Below are 18,364 nucleotides of genomic sequence, written 5' to 3' on the forward strand. Positions count from 1 at the left end.
TTGTCACGATGTTCAGCATTTCAACTGAACTATTATAATGATATCTTTATGGAAAATTTATATTTCTATGAAAATCAGATGTACATCTTTATATTTAAAGTCAAATTTTTCGAGCCACCATTACTTCGTACTATAAATTGTGCAAGAAAAAATATGCACAGAGGTAGATGAAAAATAAGTCAAAAGGTAGCCTAAAATACAAGGGATATAAATGATTAACCCGTAAGAAATACGGAAGTTTACTACGCTAGATAGATGCGGTTAGAGAACGCTCAATGTTAAATGTTAACCGCTTGCGGCTGCAAGATATATTGAAAATTCCGACAAATTCACTCGTGGCAAAAATCGCGAGTGCAATCCCTATTTTGGTTGGCAGTTTAGTACTCTTTGGCTGGTGGCTTGGCATTGAAGTTTTCAAGCGCGGCTTTCCCGGTAGTCCTGCCACAATGAAAGTCAATACAGCGCTGTGTTTTATACTATGTGGTCTATCCCTGTGGTTATTTTCAAAAGCAGGGAAGCATGGAAGTGTGGGAGAAAGAATAATTCAAAATTACCACCACAGTTCTACTCCCTCCAATTCTAAAAAGGGTCTATTGACCCCAATAACTGTATTAATTTCTAAAGTATGTGCAATCGCCGTCACCACAATTGCAGCACTCACACTCTGTCAATATCTGTTCGGTTGGAATCTCGGCATTGATGAACTGGTGTTTCGTGATTCGCCAACTAGTACGGCAACACCATATCCGGGGCGAATGGGGGTGAACACAGCACTAAACTTTATACTGGTGAGTGTAGCCCTACAGATTTTGATTCATTCAAAAAACCACCGCAGTTATTGGTATGCCCAAATTCTGGCTCTGATTGCGACTTTAATTTCCTTTCAGGCGCTAATGGGCTATGCCTACAAAGTGAAGGTTCTCTATGGACTTGCCCCTTATACAACATCAATGGCCTTACATACGGCAGGGTTGTTCATATTACTAAGTATGGGCATTTTGTGGGTGCGGGCAGAACAGGGGTTAATGAAGGTAGTTACAAGTGATACTTACGGCGGCTTACTTGCACGTCGTTTATTAGTTGCTGCGATCGCAATACCTTTTATATTGGGGTGGATAATTGTTCAAGGTCAACGAGCAGGACAATACGATCCAGCCTTTGCAGTATCGGTCTTTGCCATCGTCCTAATTGTAATTTTTACTATTTTGATTTGGCAAAGTGCCAGGGTTATTGAACGCCTCAGCTATCAACGTGACTGCGCTCAAAAAGCTCTCAGAACCCACGAAGCTAAACTAGCGAGTTTTGTCGATGCGAATGTCATCGGTATTCTGTTTGGTGATGTGTATGGCAATATCCAGCAGGCAAACGACGAATTTCTCAGGATGATTGGTTACACGCGAGAAGATTTGTTAGCAGGTAAGTTAAGTTGGAGCAATATCACCCCACCAGAGTATCTAGACTTGGATGAACGAGGTGTTACGGAAGCACAAGGTAACACCAACGGTGCTTGTACGCCTTATGAAAAAGAATATATTCGCAAGGATGGTAGCCGCATCTCGGTTTTAATTGGTTATGTGTTGCTAGGAGACGACCGGCAAGAATCGGTAGCATTTATTCTCGACTTGAGCGAACGCAAGCAAGCAGAAGCAGAGCAACAAAAATTAGTATCGTTGGTAGAAAATAGCTCTGATTTTATCAGTATTGCTACCCTTGAGGGTCAATTACTCTATATAAATGATGCAGGTCAAAAGCTGGTAGGGCTTGCAAGCCTAGAAGAAGTAGGGCAAAAAGCAGTATTAGATTACGTCATGCCCAAAGACAAAGCCTATTTTCAAGAACATATACTGCCAACTGTGCGATTACAAGGACGCTGGCAGGGAGAATTCTGTTTTTGTCACCTCCAAACAGGTCAACCGATACCAGTTGATTACAACATCTTCACTGTTACAGACAAGAACACAGGTCAGCCAATTGCCTTAGCAACTGTGACTCGCAATATCAGCGAACAAAAACAGGCTAAGGAACAAATATTACAACTAAACAGGGATCTACAGCGCCGCATTACTGAGTTACAAACTTTGTTGGAGGTAATTCCCATTGGAATTGGTATTGCTGAAGATCCAGAATGCCAAAATATCAAGGTCAACCCTTCTTTTGCCAAGCAGTTGGGAATATCTTCAGATACAAATGCTCCCTTGGGCGAAAAACCGACAAGCTTTAAAATCTACCGAGAAGGCAGGGAACTATCCACAGAAGAACTCCCAATGCAGTATTCTGCTGCTCATGGTGTTGAAGTTGTGGATTTTGAAGTTGATGTCGTCCATGACAATGGTAAAATCGTCAACCTGTTGCAGTATGTTGCACCTCTGTTTGACGAAGAGGGTAAAACTAGAGGAAGTGTTGGTGCATTTTTAGATATTACAGAGCGCAAACAGGCAGAAGAAGTGCTGTTAAATCAGCAGAAATGGCTAGAGGATGTGTTAAATCTGATGCCAAGACCGTTGCTCTTTATCGAACCAGGAACAGCGCGGGTAACTTTTGCCAATCGCTCTGCTGATGAATTAGCTGGGGGCGAATTTCCTAAAGGTGTAGCTGCCGCAGATTATCACACAGTTTACCACTACACAGATGCGGCTGGCGATCGCATCCCCAATGAACTTATGCCAGGAGTGCGGGTTGCCCTTGGCGAACGTCTGAATGGATTGGAGGTAGACTGGCACACTCCCGGTGGTGTGCGCTCTCTACTAGTATTTGCTGATACTTTGCCAGCAATGCACGGTCATCCATCTATCTGTATCTTGGTGTTCCAAGAGATTAGCAATCTCAAAGAGGTACAAAAAGCACTCTCGTTAGGTTACAAACGGCTAAAGCTACTATTCGACACAGTTAACGATTTACTATCGAGTCAGCAACCAGTAGTACTAATCGATAGCGTCTACCGAAAACTCTCAGAACAAATTGATTTAGATGTTTACTTTAACTATTTGGTTGAGGATAACTCTCAGCGAATGCGGTTAGGGTCTTACAGCGGTATTTCCCCGGAGATGGCGAAAGAAATTGAGTGCTTGGCTTATGGTGAATCGGTTTGTGGTACTGTAGCCCAGGAACGTTGTGCAATAGCTGTAGAGAATGTGCAGCAATCAACTGACCCCCAAACAGAATTGATTCGCTCTTTAAACATTACTTCTTATTATGCCTATCCGTTGGTTGCCCAAGGACGACTGTTGGGTACTCTTTCTTTTGGCAGCCGCACTCTGTTAAGCTTCACCGACAATCAAAAGGGGATGATGCAAGCAGTCTGCGACCAAATCGCGATCGCAATGGAACGGGCTAGTTTAATTGCTTCTTTGCAACAACAAACTGAGCAGTTGCAAGAGGCCAACCGGATGAAGGATGAGTTTCTGGGGATATTGTCTCATGAGTTGCGATCGCCTCTCAATGCCATCCTGGGTTGGGCGCAATTGCTGCAACGAAGCAAGCTGAGTGAAACCCAAATGGCTAGGGCTACAGAGACTATTGAGCGCAATGCCAAAGCCCAAACCCAGCTAATTGAAGATTTGCTAGATATATCACGGATGATTAGAGGTAAGTTACGCCTGAAAGTCAGTACTTGTAATTTGGTTCCGATAATTGAGTCAGCGATTCAGACTGTTAATTTAGCCTCCCAGTCCAAGGAAATCGATTTGAGATTTTCCATTATTCCCTCACAAGAAACGCCAAACTCAAATGGGGAATTAGAAATCAATCATGAAAATCTTGAATCTCCAAAAGCACAATCCCCAAGCAATCTTGGCGAAAATTCTCAATTCCTAGTTGCTGGTGATTTTGAGCGCTTGCAACAGATCATCTGGAATCTGCTATCTAATGCCATCAAATTCACACCCGTCGGAGGAAGGGTAGAGGTGCAATTGTCAGTAGTCAGCGACCAAGAAAAACAGCAGACAACAGATAAATATGCCCAAATTCAGGTAATTGATACAGGCATCGGGATTAATACTAACTTTCTTCCTTACGTCTTCGATCGCTTTCGTCAAGCTGATAGTTCTAACACTAGAACATACGGTGGATTAGGACTAGGATTAGCGATCGTCCGTCATTTAGTAGAACTGCATGGTGGTACTGTCCACGCAGATAGCCCAGGCAAAGAACAAGGAGCAACATTTACAGTCAAACTACCACTTCTAAAGAGTTCCCCCCTCCGCCCCTCCGCCCCTCCGCCCCTCTAGCCCTCTGCCCTTCTCACTCCTTGGTGTGCGCGTACTAGTTGTAGATGACCAAGCCGATAGCCGTGAATTCATCACCACAGTCCTCGAACAGTGCCAAGCCGAAGTTAAAGCTGTCGCCTCAGTTTCAGAAGCGTGGCAATTAATTATACAGTGGAAACCAGATGCTTTAGTTAGCGACATCAGTATGCATCAGGAAGATGGTTACTCTTTGATCCGTAAACTGCGATCGCAACCACCAGAACTAGGGGGAAATATTCCCGCCGCAGCTTTGACAGGTGATGCTAAAGCAGAAGATCGGATGCGAGCTATACAAGAAGGTTATCAGCTACATTTACCTAAACCGATTGAAGCCGCTGAGTTAGCAACAGTAGTCGCTAGTCTTGTTGGAAGGACTTAGAAAAAATGTGCAGTGGGTTCGTTAAACCACTTGAAAACTAAAGCTAAAACTTGCCCAATTATTCACATCCAAGATATATGAGTCGGCTGCTGTGCCGTTTATCTCCGTTTTAAGATGTAAGTCTTGGAGCAAGGCTTGTGCAATATCTAAGGAATTCAATAATGGGCCAATCGGCCGTTGTTCGGTTGGGGAATATTTAGCAGTATTCAAAGCGGCGAGAGTTGCGCTAAAGGGAGTAGTACTAAAAATCAGTTGTTGTTCGCAAAAGAAAGCTGGCCCTGAAATCACCCATTCGGAAGCAGCATTAGTTTGGGGTAAGGTAAGGGTTTCACCTGGGGCGATGACAACTTCTTTGAGGAGGGGCTTAATGTTCTCAATATTTGGTTCCTGGGGGGTTTCCCAAGAGTAGAGGGCGATCGCTGTATGATTATTGTTTAATCCCAGCACAATTAAATATACTGGGCGATCGCTCTGGTTTTCCACTCGATATTGCATTCGACTAGCGATAGGGACAATCGGTGTGGGGAGAGACGGAATTAATCGCGTCTGCACTGATTTTTTAACCGGAGTTTCAGTTTTAAAAGCTCGGACTGTTTCGCGCTGCATGATGACGCGAGGCGATATATTACTAATGATTTCTAAGGTTGCTTTGAGAGCCAAGCGAGAAGAACCTTGGTTTTCTGTGAGTCGCCATAACTTGGCTGCTAGTAAAGTTGATAATTTTGGCGCTAACCTTTGTGCGGCTAATTTTACTGCTTCTCCTACTTCCCCCGTGGTATTGGGAATTAGCTCGCCACCGAGAGAAAATAGACCATAACGACTAGGAATTTCTTGTAGTTTACCAAATACATAATCAGCGGGTTTTTCTCCCACTACTACGATAGAGATATGGGGAAATGCAGCGAAGGCACTTGTGGCGTCTACTCGCTCAATTCTTTCCAATCCAGTATCTAGAGCTATGGTTAAATTAATATTTCGGGGTAAAACCCGGACTGCTTCTTGGACAAGTTGCCCGACTTGTAGGGAATTTGTACCTTCAATTTGGGAAATTTGCGCTTTTGCTGTTAACCCAGTCCGCGATCGCAATACTAATTGCTCTGTTGTTGCTAGGGTAAATCGAGAATTCACCCCGTAGTATAGCAGCACTTGTGGCGGTAATCCTCCTAACCACAGCTGGACTGTTTTGCCGTCTTCTTCAATAGCTGTCACCGCGCCTTCTGCACCAATAATACTGTCTGGCTGTAAAGAGGTTAGATTTTGATTTTTCTGACTAGTTAATAACGCTGGTTGCTGTTTGCTACCCAATTTGGATAGAGAATTTTCTACATGGGAAAGAGAGACTTGAATTGTCTTGGCTGGCGTGAATTCCCACAAATACTGTGTCAAAGCGTAGGTAAATAACCCGGCACTAAAACCAGAAAAAAGTCCTTCCCTTGCCGGCTGCTTTGGTTCTGAGGTAGCTGCTAAAACAAGCGGAGTGTTGGGTAATTTCTGAGTTTTAAGTTGTTGGAGAAACTCAATTTCTTCTACTGCTAGCTTTACATCTACTGATTCTTGAAGGGCGCGAATTTTTAATCCTAAGACTGTGTTAGGAGCATAATAGCTAGTATCTAATACTGCTGTGACTCTTTCTGTGGGGAGCGATCGCAATAATAGCAGTAGAGTTTCTTCTAATATATAGTTGACTATTTTCTCATCTTGTGATTTTTGAATAAAATTAGCTGACACCAGAGCATTTTGCCTTATGTCTGGTGATGTTTCCAATTTTACACAGCTACCATAACCGCTAAAGTGTAATACCACTACATCACCGAGTTTAGCTTGCTTGCCCAGGTGATCCAAAAAAGCCGCCTCAATGAATTCCCTGCTGGCTTCTTCCTCAGTTAAGGTGAGGATATCTGACCCTTGGAAGCCAAAACGATGAATCAAAAGCTCTTTTTGTAGTTCGACATCCGTCAGACAACCACTGAGGGCTGGAATTTTTGGGTATTGGTTAATACCTATTAGTAATGCCAATTTGCGCGAACTGGGTTGTGCCAAAGCCTGATAATAGCGATTTCCCAAAGACAACCACTCAGCTTCAGTTATCCCCAATACCGCGAGTATTGAGCCAATTCTCTGTAAAAACGTGCGCCGTTTCATAATTAGCTATCAGCCCTCAGCTATCAGTTAGCAGCTTACAGGGCTGAACTCTGTATTGTAAAGTTACAGTTTATGCTGCTTGCTTTTTGACCAAATAATTGTTCATTCATAATTCATAATTTCTGGTAACAGAGCCACTAACGTGAGTTAGTAAAAAGATAAAAACACATTCCTGACTCAAGGAAAGCGGATTCATCAGTGGAGTCTTAATTACGAATTACGAATTACGAATTAGGAATTATGCCGGTACTTCTATCCGCATTGCCCGTGCTAACTCTGCTGCTACCTCTGGACGAGAAAATTCTGGTGGAGGTAATTCACCGCGCCGTAGCATTTCTCTAACTTTTGTCCCTGATAGGTGAATGCGTTCTTCTGGTCTGCTGGGACTGGTTTTAGATGTTGCCATCTGCTTAGTGCGGGTGCAGTAGAAAGCGTGTTCAAATTTCATCGGCACAATGCCTAATTCATTTGGTTCAAATTCATCAAAGATATACTGTGCGTCGTAAGTGCCGTAATATTCACCCACACCAGCATGATCCCGTCCGACGATAAAGTGAGTACAGCCGTAGTTTTTGCGGACTAAAGCATGGAATATAGCCTCACGAGGCCCGGCGTAGCGCATTGCGGCTGGATTTATCGCCAAACTTACTCTGTCTAATGGGTAATAATGTTCCAGCAAAATTTCATAGCAGCGCATCCGCACGTCAGCAGCAATATCATCTTCTTTTGTTGCCCCGACTAATGGGTGCAAAAATAAACCATCAACGATTTCTAAAGCGCATTTTTGAATATATTCATGGGCGCGATGGATGGGGTTGCGAGTTTGAAAGCCGACGATGGTTTTCCAACCCTTGTCTTTAAATAGTTGCCGTGAGGCAGCTGGATCTATTTGGTAAGTGGGAAACTGGGGATGAGGTTCACGCTGCAACAGCCAGATATCACCCGCCAGATGTACAGTACCTTGGTTATAGAGTACTTGTACGCCGGGATGATTGACATCATCAGTGCGGTAGACTTTGATTGCTTCGCGGGTTTTGTCGTAGTTATACTTTTGGGTGAGTTGCAAAACTCCAATAAATTCGCCTCTGGAGTTATCCAGACGGATTAAGCCGCCTTCTTGTAACGGGGAAGCTACTTCTTCGCTTACCGATAGTGTAATCGGGATAGACCACACAAGACCGTTAGCTAATCGCATTTCTGTAACAGTGCGATCGTAGTCTTCTTGGTTCATAAAACCCGTGAGTGGACTAAAAGCACCGATCGCAATCATTTCTAGATCAGAAACGGCGCGATCGTCTAGTTGCACTCGCGGCAAAAAGTCAGCTTTTGAGAGAAACTCTGCTCTTTGTTCTGGTGTGGCGATACGGTTAACCAACTGTCCACCGTGGGGGGCTATGGCATCTGGATTGTGACTCAACGTAATCCCCTCTTTGTATTAACTGTTATTGTTTCAGATTATGTACTAACTTATCAAAATGCTGGTACTGAGAAAAAAAAGAGTTTAGGGAATGGAGGAAAATTATTGCAACTAGCCTCTAAGCGATCTGATTAGGTTAGGCTAAAGCTAATCCAGGCTCAAGTTTCAGAATAGTTCCTTTATAAGGAAAATGCTTATGACTGCTGTATCCCCCGTTGTTAAACCTGTTAGCCAAATGCGGCTAGCGCCTGGTAGTACAGTGTCTATTCAAGATGTCATCTGGGAGGAATTTGAGTCTATTTTGCAAGAACTGGGCGAAAAGCGATCGCTACGAGTTGCTTATAGCAAGTCTACGTTAGAAATTATGGTTCCTCTACCCGAACACGAAAAATCAAAGGACTTAATTTCGGATATTGTAAAAATCTTGTTGAAGATCGCCGGAAAAAGTTATGAACCCTTCGGTTCAACCACCTTCAAGCGGGAAAATATAGCGGGGGTAGAACCAGATGCTTGTTTCTACATCCAGAATTACCAAAGAATGATTGGTCGTCGCAAACTAGAACCAAACGATCCGCCTCCTGATTTAGCAATTGAAACAGATGTGACATCAAAAACAACTCTTGATGCTTATGAAGCGATCGCAGTTCCAGAAGTATGGATTTACGATAATAAAAAACTAAGGATTTATTTACTCAGGGATGGACATTACATCGAATCAGATAACAGTCCTAACTTTCCAAATATTACTATAACTCAAATTATTACCCCTACAGTTCAACGAGCTTGGGAAGTAGGAACTGTACAAGCATTGAAAGAGTTTGAAGAGGCAATTAAAAAAAGTATTTCTTGATTAAGTAAGTCGTGGAGAAAATTTATAACTATGTAACAAACAATTAAGGGGAAGAGTTAGAGTTAAATCTTATACGTTGTGTACTGTAATTTCCCTTCTCTGCTCTAGCTTGAACTCCATCAATCACAGCATAGGCAAGGTCTAACTCATCTTCAAAAGTTTTCGAGGCTAGTTCATCTTTTTTGAGGTGTTGCCACTCCAATTCAATTGGGTTCATTTCCGAACAATATTTGGGTAGAAAGAAGATGTACAAACCCATCTCTTCCCACTTTGGCCATAACTCCTGCACTTCTTTACATCGATGTATTGGGCCGTTATCCTGCACTATGACTCTTATGCGTCCCGTTTTTTGTGCTTCTAGTGCTTCAAGCTCCATCATTTGAATATAAGATTTGCGTGAAACGCCTCCAATTACCAGACCGTAAACGAAACTAATTAACGGTTGAAGAAAGCCAATAATACTTAACCTTCGACCTCGACGCTTGCTCTGCTCTAAACGTTTTTGTTTGCCTCGGAAGTAGTAGCTGTAACTCGGTTCACTCCAAGCACAAAACCCTGATTCATCTAGATACTTTAAATCGATTTCTCCTGCGGCCGCAGACAATTCCAACATTTCCAAATCTGCTTGTTTAACTTGCTGTACTACTGGATCTTGTTTTCCTTTATGGCTTTTTCTCGTTCGTTTCCAAATGATCCCCTTTTTTTAGTACCTGCCTTAACCAGTCAGGACTCAATGTTACCGAGCGTTCTTGTTCTAATCTTTGGGCTAATTGAACGCTGTTATATGTACGAGGTTCTTTCTCTAAACATTCTTCTAAGAACACCATGTCATCTTCCGTCCACCTTGATTTTCCTCCTCGCCCTGGTTTTTCCCAAAGTCCCTCTAAACCAAGATGCTCCCATCTATGCAAAACTTCTCGCACTGTTTGTGCTGTCCAATTAAAGTGAGCCGCTATCTTCTCTACATACCAACCATTTGCGCTCAATCTAATCACTTCTGCTCTGTCTTTAACTTTCTGGGGTACATCTGCCGTTCTCAGGTTAAACAAAGTTCTATCTTGCTCACGAGTCAGAAATGCCCTTAAACGGCTGCCCATACCCCTGTTACCTTGGTAGACACATTTATGTATTTACTTATCTTTACACAGTTTGGTTTTTTCACCTTGTTCTACTTAATTTCTAATATTGTATCAAGTATGTTTGACCCGATAGAGTACGCTGATGAACGAATGGACTCAAAACAGGAAAATGAGTTACTGAAGTGGCTTCGTCAACTTGATGACGAGCAGAAATTTACCTTTGTTTGGCGCGTGCTAAGTGCAAATGCTTGGAAAGGATGCGAATTAGCCAAGCGATCGCAACTCAAGCCCATTTTTTTAGAAGTGATTCTCGAAAAAGGACTTGTTTACGGTGATGCAAGTTCAGTGGAATGGTGGATTAAAGCAGTTTTACCCGGTTTAGGTCAGAGACGAGTACTTGAGATTATCAAAGCTCATATAGACATTGCTCCATTGTCTGTATATAAAACGCTGTATTGGCTACCTTGGTTATACCATAACCAATCGAAACAAATTAAAAATGAGATACTGGTGCTTCAAATAGAATTCAGTAAAAAATATCCAAACTATCGACCCCTTAGAAGTGTAGGTACTCATGCTTAACAGTTGATTATACAATTGCTAGCTGCGTGCGATCGCTTGTTAAAATTCGTTGCTGTAATTTGATACTCACATGTCAATAAATGGCAATTTTTGCCATCATATATATGGCCTAGTAAAAATTAGAAAAGTAATACTAGATAATATCTCTATCTGACGCTATGTGAGCTTATGTAAAGAAAAAGGTTTGCAAATGCAGGCAGAAATTCGCGGATTACAAACAGAAAATCATCGCATTTTAGATATCTTATAAAATCCAAATACCGAAGATGATTCTTCGACATAATTAAAGAGACATTGTATTACAACGTCTCTATATCAGCGATTAATTGTTAACTAAACTGTTCAATAATTCCGCCACCTAATACTTTCTCGCCGTCGTACCACACCGCCGCTTGTCCGGGGGTGATGCTGATTTGGGGTTCATCAAACACCAAACGCACACGAGAGTTTTCCAATGGAATCACCGTTACTGGTGTAGGCGTTGAACGATAGCGAATTTGCACTTGGGCATGAATTGGGGTGGATGGTTCAGCAATCGAAACCCAATTTACCCGATTTACAGTGCATTCTGGTTGAGTTACCTTAGTGCGATCGCCTACTACTACTTTATTATTTTCCGCATCTAATTCAATCACATACAACGGTTCGGCAGCCGCAATCCCCAAGCCTTTGCGCTGGCCAATAGTGTAGTGATGGATACCATCATGCTGTCCTAAAACTTTGCCTGTGGTATCGACAATATCGCCTGTTTTGGGAGCTAAATATTTATCCAAAAATGCCCGCATGGAACCGTTACTTTCCACTAAGCATAAGTCTTGACTTTCTGGTTTATCAGCAGTTTTCAGTCCGTATTCAGTTGCAATGCGGCGCGTATCAGTTTTTTCTAATTCGCCTAGAGGAAATATGGTTGCTGCAAGTAAATCTTGAGACAAATCATAGAGAAAGTATGACTGGTCTTTGTTACGATCAACAGCCCTTAATAACTGGTAACGTCCAGTTGCTTCGTCATAGCTAATTCGAGCATAATGACCAGTGGCAATGCGATCGCATCCTAATTCTTCACGAGCATACTGCACCATTGGCCCAAACTTCACCGTTTTATTGCACTGGGAGCAAGGCAATGGCGTAATCCCAGCACTGTAACCAGTCACCAGATAATCGACAATATGCGTCTGAAAGAGATCCCGAATATCTACAACCTGATGGGGAACGCCCAGTTGTTCACAGAGATCAGCCGCGTCGATCATACCTTCAGAGCAACATTGACCTTTGCCTTTCATTAGCCAAAGAGTCAAACCAATCACTTCATAGCCCTGATGGTGCAGGATAGCTGCGGCGGTGGAACTGTCAACGCCACCAGAAAGACCAACGACGACTTTTTTCATACAAAGCACGACACGATAGCTGCGTGGTTGTCCAATTGTAGCACACAGTATTCAAAGCCTTGCTAGCAAAGCGCTTCAGTTTTAGAGTCAGGGAATGAGCAATCGTTATTCACTCTGTCATCACCTTTATCTAAAATTAGTGACAAATGTATTTTTTGCCACGCAGATGACTAATTTTACGTTAACGCTATATAGTTGCTACAACGGTGAACTAATTAGTTCCTGATGGAAATTGCCTAAAAATACTTTGACTACTTTCTAACTATTATGTCGAGAGAAATACCCAGTCAATTTATCCCGTTTCAACTGCTGCATCGAAGTTCTGAGGGTTGGAAGCCCACGATTAGACTTCTCTCTTTGTTAGTGGGAGGCTGGTTAGTGCTAATTCCCGACTCTACCCCAGCACAAGCACAAATCCACAACAATGTGCTACTGGCTCAACAAGCCGGTGAAACTTTACCGTCACCACCAATTCCCTTTGGTCAACAGCCATCACCGCAGTTACAACCGACGGAACTAGTACAGGACAATCAATCTGAACTGAACTTTCAGCCCTCTCAACCATTACAGAATAATCAATTAGAGCAGAATTTTCAGGCACCCCAACCATTACAGAACAATCAATTACAACCGAACTTTCAGCCCTCTCAACCTGCACAGTTTAGTCAATATGGCCAGAACTTTGAACGCTACTTAGTTTACGTTGATGGTAGTGATTTCCAGACACTACAAGCAATACGTCAGATTGAACCCAGTGCTTACATTCGCAATTACCAAGGACGGAGTGTAATTCAGTCAGGAGTTTTTAACAGAGTATCTAACGCCCAACAACGGGTAAATGAACTACAGTCACGAGGCATATATAACGCCCGGATTATTAGCTTTACTAACGGACAGGAAATAGATCCAGGCAATAGAGGCTTGCTAAGAGATCCCAGTAATATCAATGCTAATAGGTCAGCCTCTAGATATTATGTTGCCATTCCCACCACTCCAGAACAGTTACCTGCGATCGCAGCACAAATTAGGCAGAATATAGCCCAATTTAGTCAAGGTTTAGGCCGATCTGGCGGAGTCCTCGAAAGGACGCAACCACGAGGGCCACACGTAGCAGTAGGGCCTTTCCCCGATCGATACCAAGCCGAAGAATGGAATAAGTATCTGCGAAATATCGGATACGCTAATGCCAGAGTTTACTATGGGAAGTAAGAAAGAGGGGATTGGGGATTGGGGAGTAAAATTAAACTCATAACTCAGCACGGGCTAAACGCCACGCTACCGCTAACAGCACTCATGAAAGATAGGCAAGAACAAATTTCGCAAGTCGTAGTGACTGCTGGGCAGATGCACGATGTTGAAAAGCGGATCTTTGCAGCAGGAATGCCTGTAGTTGCTTTAATGGAAAAGGTGGCGGGATTAATTGCCCGTCGCATTCCAGAGATTCTTTCAAACACCCTCTTTTTAAGGGGATCTCGTGTAGGAATTATGGTCGGCCCCGGTCATAATGGTGGTGATGCTCTAGTCGTAGCCCGTGAATTACACTTTCGCGGGTATGAGGTTTGGATTTATTCTCCTTTCTCTAAGCTCAAAGAATTAACTTCGCAGCACTTGCAATATGCTCAGAGTTTGGGAATTCCGATTTATCAAACAATTGAGCAACTGCCAATTTCTGATTTATTAATTGATGGCTTGTTTGGGCTTGGTTTAGAAAGAAAACTGACTGATCCCATCGCCTCTGCAATTAATCAGCTAAATGAATTATCTGTACCGATTTATAGTATCGATTTACCTTCAGGTTTACACACCGATACAGGCGAAGTATTGGGAACTGCCATTCGCGCCACTCACACATTTTGCTTAGGTTTATGGAAACTCGCTTTTTTCCAAGATCAGGCGTTGGAATATCTCGGTAAAGCTGAGTTAATCGATTTTGATATTCCTTTAGCTGATGTAGAAGCTGTTCTACAAGATGCACCCAGAATTAAACGTATTACACCAGCAGCAGCACTTGCTACTTTACCTTTACCCCGTCCAGCAGTTACTCACAAATATAAAGAAGGACATTTACTGCTGATTTGCGGTTCGCGACGCTATGCAGGTGGAGCAATTTTAACTGGTTTGGGGGCGCGGGCGAGTGGTGTCGGGATGCTTTCCATTGCCGTACCCGAATCGCTGAAATCTCTTTTGGTATCACACTTGCCAGAAGCGCTAATTGTCGGTTGTCCAGAGACGGAAACTGGAGCGATCGCCCACCTACAATTACCAGAAAACACCGATTTAAGTTCCTTTAATGCGATCGCCTGTGGCCCAGGTTTAACACGAGATGCTACGCCCATTGTGCAAGAGGTAATTAAGAGCGAACGTCCTCTCATTCTCGATGCCGATGGTTTAAATATCTTGGCACAAATGGGAGCGATCGCCACCTTAAAAAAACGCCAAGTAGTAACCGTACTCACACCCCACACTGGCGAATTTGAACGATTATTTCCTGATGTTGCCGATGCCAAACATGACAGAGTGAAAGCAGTACAAGAGGCAGCCGCCCAAAGTGGGGCGATAGTGTTGTTAAAAGGGGCAAGAACTGCGATCGCAAACCCTCAAGGTGCTGTTTGGATTGTTCCTGAAAGCACACCAGCCTTAGCCCGTGGTGGTAGCGGCGACGTGTTAACTGGGCTACTGGGTGGACTGTTAGCGCAAGCAGCAACTAAACAGATTCCCATAGAAGATATTGTTGCAACTGCCACTTGGTGGCATTCCCAAGCAGGCATTTTAGCAGCCCAAGAGCGTACCGAATTAGGTGTAGATGCGTTTACCTTGACACAATATTTGCTAAAAGTTCTAAGTAACGGTTTTTAAGTTTTGTATTAAAAATATTTAGCACATGATTAACAGTTATATTTTTTTCTCGCAGCCCTATACATCAGATATAGCACAAGGTATTTATATTTTAGATCAATATATTCGACAAGATATTTGCGAAGGTTGTATTCAAAGCGAGGTAGATTATGTTTCTACACTTATGGCTTATATAAGATTATTTTTTCGTAGTAAACAGCTTGTTAAACAACTTTATGGTTTTAAAATACAAAGACCAGAGGATGATTCTTATAGCTCTCAAGTTCTAAATAAAAGTTTAGAAAGAAAATTTGGCTGTGATGCACTGATAATATTTCGTTCAGGAGATAAAGTTAAAGTTTGTATGTTTGAGGCTAAATATCCCAAACTTAAAATAAACGGTAATTGGGATATGTATCAAAAAAATGATATGCCTTCTCATTATACAAATCAGGAGATATCTCATTTTCATCATCAATTAAGAAGACAACAAAAATGGGCAAGAGTAGCTTTTATATGGGAATTATTTATTAATGATCATCCTCCTGGTAGTCCATTAAAATTTTTTGATACTTATGGATCAACCTGTATATGGCACAAGGATGCTTACGAATACAGCGAGAGTTATATAAATAGAATAGATAAGTATGATCACAAAACTAAAAAACCTGAACTTTGGGACAATTTATATTTAAAAGATTGCTTGGAGCATTTACCATATAATCCTTTAAATTTAGAAGAAATTTTAAATACAGTATTGTTTAAAAATGAAGGAAAGGAAATTACAATCCAAGATGGATTTATTACTTTAGAACCTGAAGATGGACAGCAAATTGATATACCTGTAACTATAGATTTAATAAGAGATTCTCAATATAAAATCTTTGAAGAAACTGGTGTGCGAGAGTTTTTATTTATTGAATTTAAAAATATTATATTTAGTAAAACCAATTCTATGTGAGGCTGCGCTTTATTTGGGTAGCGGCAATTCATGAACTGCCGCTACAGTCTATAGTTTTGCATCAGTCCTATAGACGCATCTTCAAACAGAAATAGTATTAGTATCTTGATTTACCAAATACCAACGCTGTAGCGCCAACCGCTGAATTTCGCGCCAGGGAATATTATGCTTTCGGGCTAAGTCTGCACAATCTTCATATTCTGGCTGCACATTTGCAATAACTTTTTCTGGCGATCGCCCTTTCCATGCTATCTTGACACGCACTTTGCCATATTCCGTTTCCACTTGTTGAATTTCTCGTTGTAAAATGGCGCGTTGCTGAGTTGTTCGCCGAATGCCTAAAGTTGTAGTTTCGCGGAAGATAACGGCTTCACAACTGAGTAAATTTTCTGGATGACAAATCACAGTTAGCAAAATCCCCGAACGGGACTTTTTCATACCGATCGCTTGGGTAAAAACATCCAGCGCACCAGCCGCAAACAACGCCTCAAACGTATAGCCGATCGCTTGTGGATTCAAATCATCAATTTGGGTTTCTAGTACCGAGATAGTTTCCAAATTTGAGCTAGTATCTTCAGAATCACTGAAATTTGACTGTAAACTTGCACTTTCACCCAACCAGAGGCGTAAAATATTGGGAATGGGTAAATTTATGGTTCCTGCTCCTAGTCCTATCTGCTTGATAGCGATCGCAGGTGGTGAACCAAAATCTCTTGCCAAAGTAGTGGCGATCGCGGCTCCTGTTGGTGTTACTAATTCTCTGTCAATGCCATTGCTATAAACTGGACAACCCCGCATTTCCCACAGCTTTAATACCGCTGGAACTGGTACTGCCATCTGACCATGTGCAGCCCGAACAGTGCCGCCACCAGTTGGAAACGCCGAGCAGTAAAGTAAGGGCAATCCTGACTCATTGCTCTCAATGCCCAACCAATCCAACCCCAGGCAAGTACCCACAATATCTACGATCGCATCTATAGCACCTACCTCATGAAAATGAACTTTTTCAGGCGAAATGCCATGCACCGCACCTTCTGCCACTGCTAGCTGTCGGAATACCGCCAAACTCCAAGCTTCTGCCCGTAATGGCAACCCCGCTTTGAGAATCATTTGCTCTATTTCTGGCAAATGGCGTGTGTGATGGTGACTGTGTTCGCCATCGTGGTGATGGTGGTGATGGCGATCGTGTACTAAATCCACATGAACTTTAGTCGCCTGCTGACCATTACGTTGGACAAGTTCTGCCCTTAACTGATATTCCTGTTCAATACCTAACCCATTGAGTTTTTCAATTAAATACTCCACAGGAACACCCAAACTGACCAAAGCACCCAGGCACATATCACCAGAAATTCCTGTCGGACATTGAAGATAAGCAATTTTATTCATAGTTTATTCATAGTTATTAGTCATTAGTCATTGGGCATTAGTTATTAACTGCTTCCCACGCCTCCTCTACCCCCTGTCCCAGTCCTCAGTCCCCAATCCCCACTCACCGAGTTATGGCAAAAATTTTCCCAGTTCATCCGGATAATCCTCAAATTCGCCGAATAGAGGAAATAAAGTCGGCGCTCTCTAGTGGCGCAGTCATGCTTTACCCCACTGATACAGTTTATGCGATCGGTTGTGATTTGAATGCCAAGTCGGCGGTAGAACGAGTGCGGCAAATTAAACAGCTAGCAAACGATAAACCATTGACATTTTTATGTCCCTCGCTTTCAAATGTGGCAACTTATGCCTTCGTAAGTGACACAGCCTATCGGATTATGAAACGCCTGATTCCAGGGCCATACACGTTTTTGCTCCCAGCTACGAAGTTAGTACCGCGATTGGTGCAAAGCCCCAAGCGGAAAACTACCGGAATTAGAGTCCCAAACCATACTGTGTGTTTGGAGTTGCTGGCAGCCTTGGGTAATCCGATTATTTCAACTTCAGCACATCTGCCAGCAGATGAAGCAGATAATGGCATAGTTCGGATAGATCCAGAAATTGTTCAGTCGCGGGTAGAGCTATTTGATCGTTTGGACAAGATGGTAGACATAATTATTGATACTGGCGAGGAACCTACATATCAAGTGTCTACCATCTTGGATATGACCGGAGACGAAGCAGTGATTATACGGAGGGGTTTAGGTTGGGAAGCAGCAGCAGCATGGGTATAAGAATTCCGGGATTAGGGATTGGGGATTGGGTACTGGGGAAAAAATTCTTTTAAGATTTGGTTGGGGTATGAATCCACATACTCATTTTCCCAATCCCCAGTCTTTAGTCGCCAGCCCCTACACCACAAGCACACCTCTCCGTTTCGGAAATTGCGATCAAAACGACTCCAGTTTTAAAATTGTCATATTTAAAAGCGATATCTAGGATGGGCTGTTCTGTGAGGCAGTGGATATAAGAGGATGGTGGCAAAACTTGACACAGTAAGGTATTTGACAACTTTGAGAAAATGGCGGGTACTCGTGTGCCTGCATCAATATAGTGGCTTGT

13 protein-coding genes are annotated in these 18,364 nt (G+C 42.6%); 8 read left to right on the top strand and 5 right to left on the bottom strand.

Going from position 1 to position 18,364, the window contains the following annotated elements; all coding sequences use genetic code 11:
• Positions 1-275 precede the first annotated feature (275 nt).
• Together FD723_RS29850 and FD723_RS43950 are read left to right on the top strand one after the other, a co-directional pair.
• Complete coding sequence (locus FD723_RS29850) at positions 276-4,226, top strand: PAS domain S-box protein (RefSeq protein WP_306296999.1); 3,951 nt, start codon at positions 276-278, stop codon at positions 4,224-4,226.
• A 25-nt stretch (positions 4,227-4,251) separates the two neighbouring features.
• On the top strand, positions 4,252-4,623 hold the full coding sequence (locus FD723_RS43950) for a response regulator (protein WP_306297000.1): 372 nt from the start codon (positions 4,252-4,254) through the stop codon (positions 4,621-4,623).
• Between the two features lie 21 nt (positions 4,624-4,644).
• Here FD723_RS43950 and FD723_RS29855 read toward each other — a convergent pair whose 3' ends face one another.
• Both FD723_RS29855 and sat read right to left on the bottom strand, forming a co-directional pair.
• Entirely contained in the window at positions 4,645-6,765 is a 2,121-nt protein-coding gene (locus FD723_RS29855; RefSeq protein ID WP_179068579.1) for a caspase family protein, read from the bottom strand.
• A 238-nt stretch (positions 6,766-7,003) separates the two neighbouring features.
• Positions 7,004-8,182: a sulfate adenylyltransferase gene (gene sat, locus FD723_RS29860; RefSeq protein ID WP_179068580.1), complete on the bottom strand. Its 1,179-nt coding sequence runs from the start codon at positions 8,180-8,182 to the stop codon at positions 7,004-7,006.
• Between the two features lie 196 nt (positions 8,183-8,378).
• Here sat and FD723_RS29865 point away from each other — a divergent pair, with 196 nt between their 5' ends.
• Positions 8,379-9,032 carry a Uma2 family endonuclease gene (locus tag FD723_RS29865; protein WP_179068581.1) on the top strand — a complete coding sequence of 218 codons (654 nt, stop codon included), beginning with the start codon at positions 8,379-8,381 and terminating at the stop codon, positions 9,030-9,032.
• 43 nt (positions 9,033-9,075) lie between these two features.
• Here FD723_RS29865 and FD723_RS29870 read toward each other — a convergent pair.
• A protein-coding gene (locus FD723_RS29870) for an IS630 family transposase (RefSeq protein ID WP_256874965.1) occupies positions 9,076-10,129 on the bottom strand; the annotation gives its coding sequence in 2 pieces (ribosomal slippage) (positions 9,076-9,735 and positions 9,737-10,129; 1,053 coding nt in all).
• A 99-nt stretch (positions 10,130-10,228) separates the two neighbouring features.
• Here FD723_RS29870 and FD723_RS29875 point away from each other — a divergent pair.
• Positions 10,229-10,693, top strand: coding sequence for a hypothetical protein (locus FD723_RS29875; protein ID WP_179068582.1), 465 nt, complete (start codon positions 10,229-10,231; stop codon positions 10,691-10,693).
• A gap of 329 nt (positions 10,694-11,022) precedes the next feature.
• Here FD723_RS29875 and mnmA read toward each other — a convergent pair whose 3' ends face one another.
• Positions 11,023-12,078: a tRNA 2-thiouridine(34) synthase MnmA gene (gene mnmA, locus FD723_RS29880; RefSeq protein WP_179068583.1), complete on the bottom strand. Its 1,056-nt coding sequence runs from the start codon at positions 12,076-12,078 to the stop codon at positions 11,023-11,025.
• A 267-nt stretch (positions 12,079-12,345) separates the two neighbouring features.
• Here mnmA and FD723_RS29885 point away from each other — a divergent pair, with 267 nt between their 5' ends.
• From FD723_RS29885 to FD723_RS29895, 3 genes are all read left to right on the top strand, one after another.
• The gene (locus FD723_RS29885) at positions 12,346-13,287 is read left to right on the top strand and encodes a hypothetical protein (protein WP_256874966.1); all 942 of its coding nucleotides are present in this window, start codon (positions 12,346-12,348) and stop codon (positions 13,285-13,287) included.
• 84 nt (positions 13,288-13,371) lie between these two features.
• Positions 13,372-14,934 (top strand): NAD(P)H-hydrate dehydratase, encoded by a 1,563-nt coding sequence (locus tag FD723_RS29890; RefSeq protein ID WP_179068584.1) that lies wholly within the window; start codon positions 13,372-13,374, stop codon positions 14,932-14,934.
• Positions 14,935-14,959: 25 nt separating this feature from the next.
• Positions 14,960-15,874: a hypothetical protein gene (locus tag FD723_RS29895; protein ID WP_179068585.1), complete on the top strand. Its 915-nt coding sequence runs from the start codon at positions 14,960-14,962 to the stop codon at positions 15,872-15,874.
• Positions 15,875-15,955: 81 nt separating this feature from the next.
• Here the strand turns inward: FD723_RS29895 and larC are convergent, their stop codons facing one another.
• Positions 15,956-17,263, bottom strand: a complete 1,308-nt coding sequence (larC, locus tag FD723_RS29900; RefSeq protein WP_179068586.1) for a nickel pincer cofactor biosynthesis protein LarC — start codon at positions 17,261-17,263, stop codon at positions 15,956-15,958.
• 113 nt (positions 17,264-17,376) lie between these two features.
• Between larC and FD723_RS29905 the strand changes: the two genes are divergently transcribed.
• Entirely contained in the window at positions 17,377-18,036 is a 660-nt protein-coding gene (locus tag FD723_RS29905; protein WP_179068587.1) for an L-threonylcarbamoyladenylate synthase, read from the top strand.
• The last annotated feature ends 328 nt before the right edge of the window (positions 18,037-18,364 follow it).

The organism is Nostoc sp. C052 (genome assembly GCF_013393905.1).
Lineage (GTDB): Bacteria > Cyanobacteriota > Cyanobacteriia > Cyanobacteriales > Nostocaceae > Nostoc.

Excerpts from the sequence above, each read along its gene's own strand:
- FD723_RS29855 (WP_179068579.1), bottom strand. The coding sequence starts at position 6,765 with ATGAAACGGCGCACGTTTTTACAGAGAATTGGCTCAATACTCGCGGTA.
- FD723_RS29905 (WP_179068587.1), top strand. The coding sequence starts at position 17,377 with ATGGCAAAAATTTTCCCAGTTCATCCGGATAATCCTCAAATTCGCCGA.
- FD723_RS29895 (WP_179068585.1), top strand. The coding sequence starts at position 14,960 with ATGATTAACAGTTATATTTTTTTCTCGCAGCCCTATACATCAGATATA.
- FD723_RS29885 (WP_256874966.1), top strand. The coding sequence starts at position 12,346 with ATGTCGAGAGAAATACCCAGTCAATTTATCCCGTTTCAACTGCTGCAT.
- FD723_RS29850 (WP_306296999.1), top strand. The coding sequence starts at position 276 with ATGTTAAATGTTAACCGCTTGCGGCTGCAAGATATATTGAAAATTCCG.
- FD723_RS29865 (WP_179068581.1), top strand. The coding sequence starts at position 8,379 with ATGACTGCTGTATCCCCCGTTGTTAAACCTGTTAGCCAAATGCGGCTA.
- FD723_RS29875 (WP_179068582.1), top strand. The coding sequence starts at position 10,229 with ATGTTTGACCCGATAGAGTACGCTGATGAACGAATGGACTCAAAACAG.
- FD723_RS29890 (WP_179068584.1), top strand. The coding sequence starts at position 13,372 with ATGAAAGATAGGCAAGAACAAATTTCGCAAGTCGTAGTGACTGCTGGG.
- mnmA (WP_179068583.1), bottom strand. The coding sequence starts at position 12,078 with ATGAAAAAAGTCGTCGTTGGTCTTTCTGGTGGCGTTGACAGTTCCACC.
- larC (WP_179068586.1), bottom strand. The coding sequence starts at position 17,263 with ATGAATAAAATTGCTTATCTTCAATGTCCGACAGGAATTTCTGGTGAT.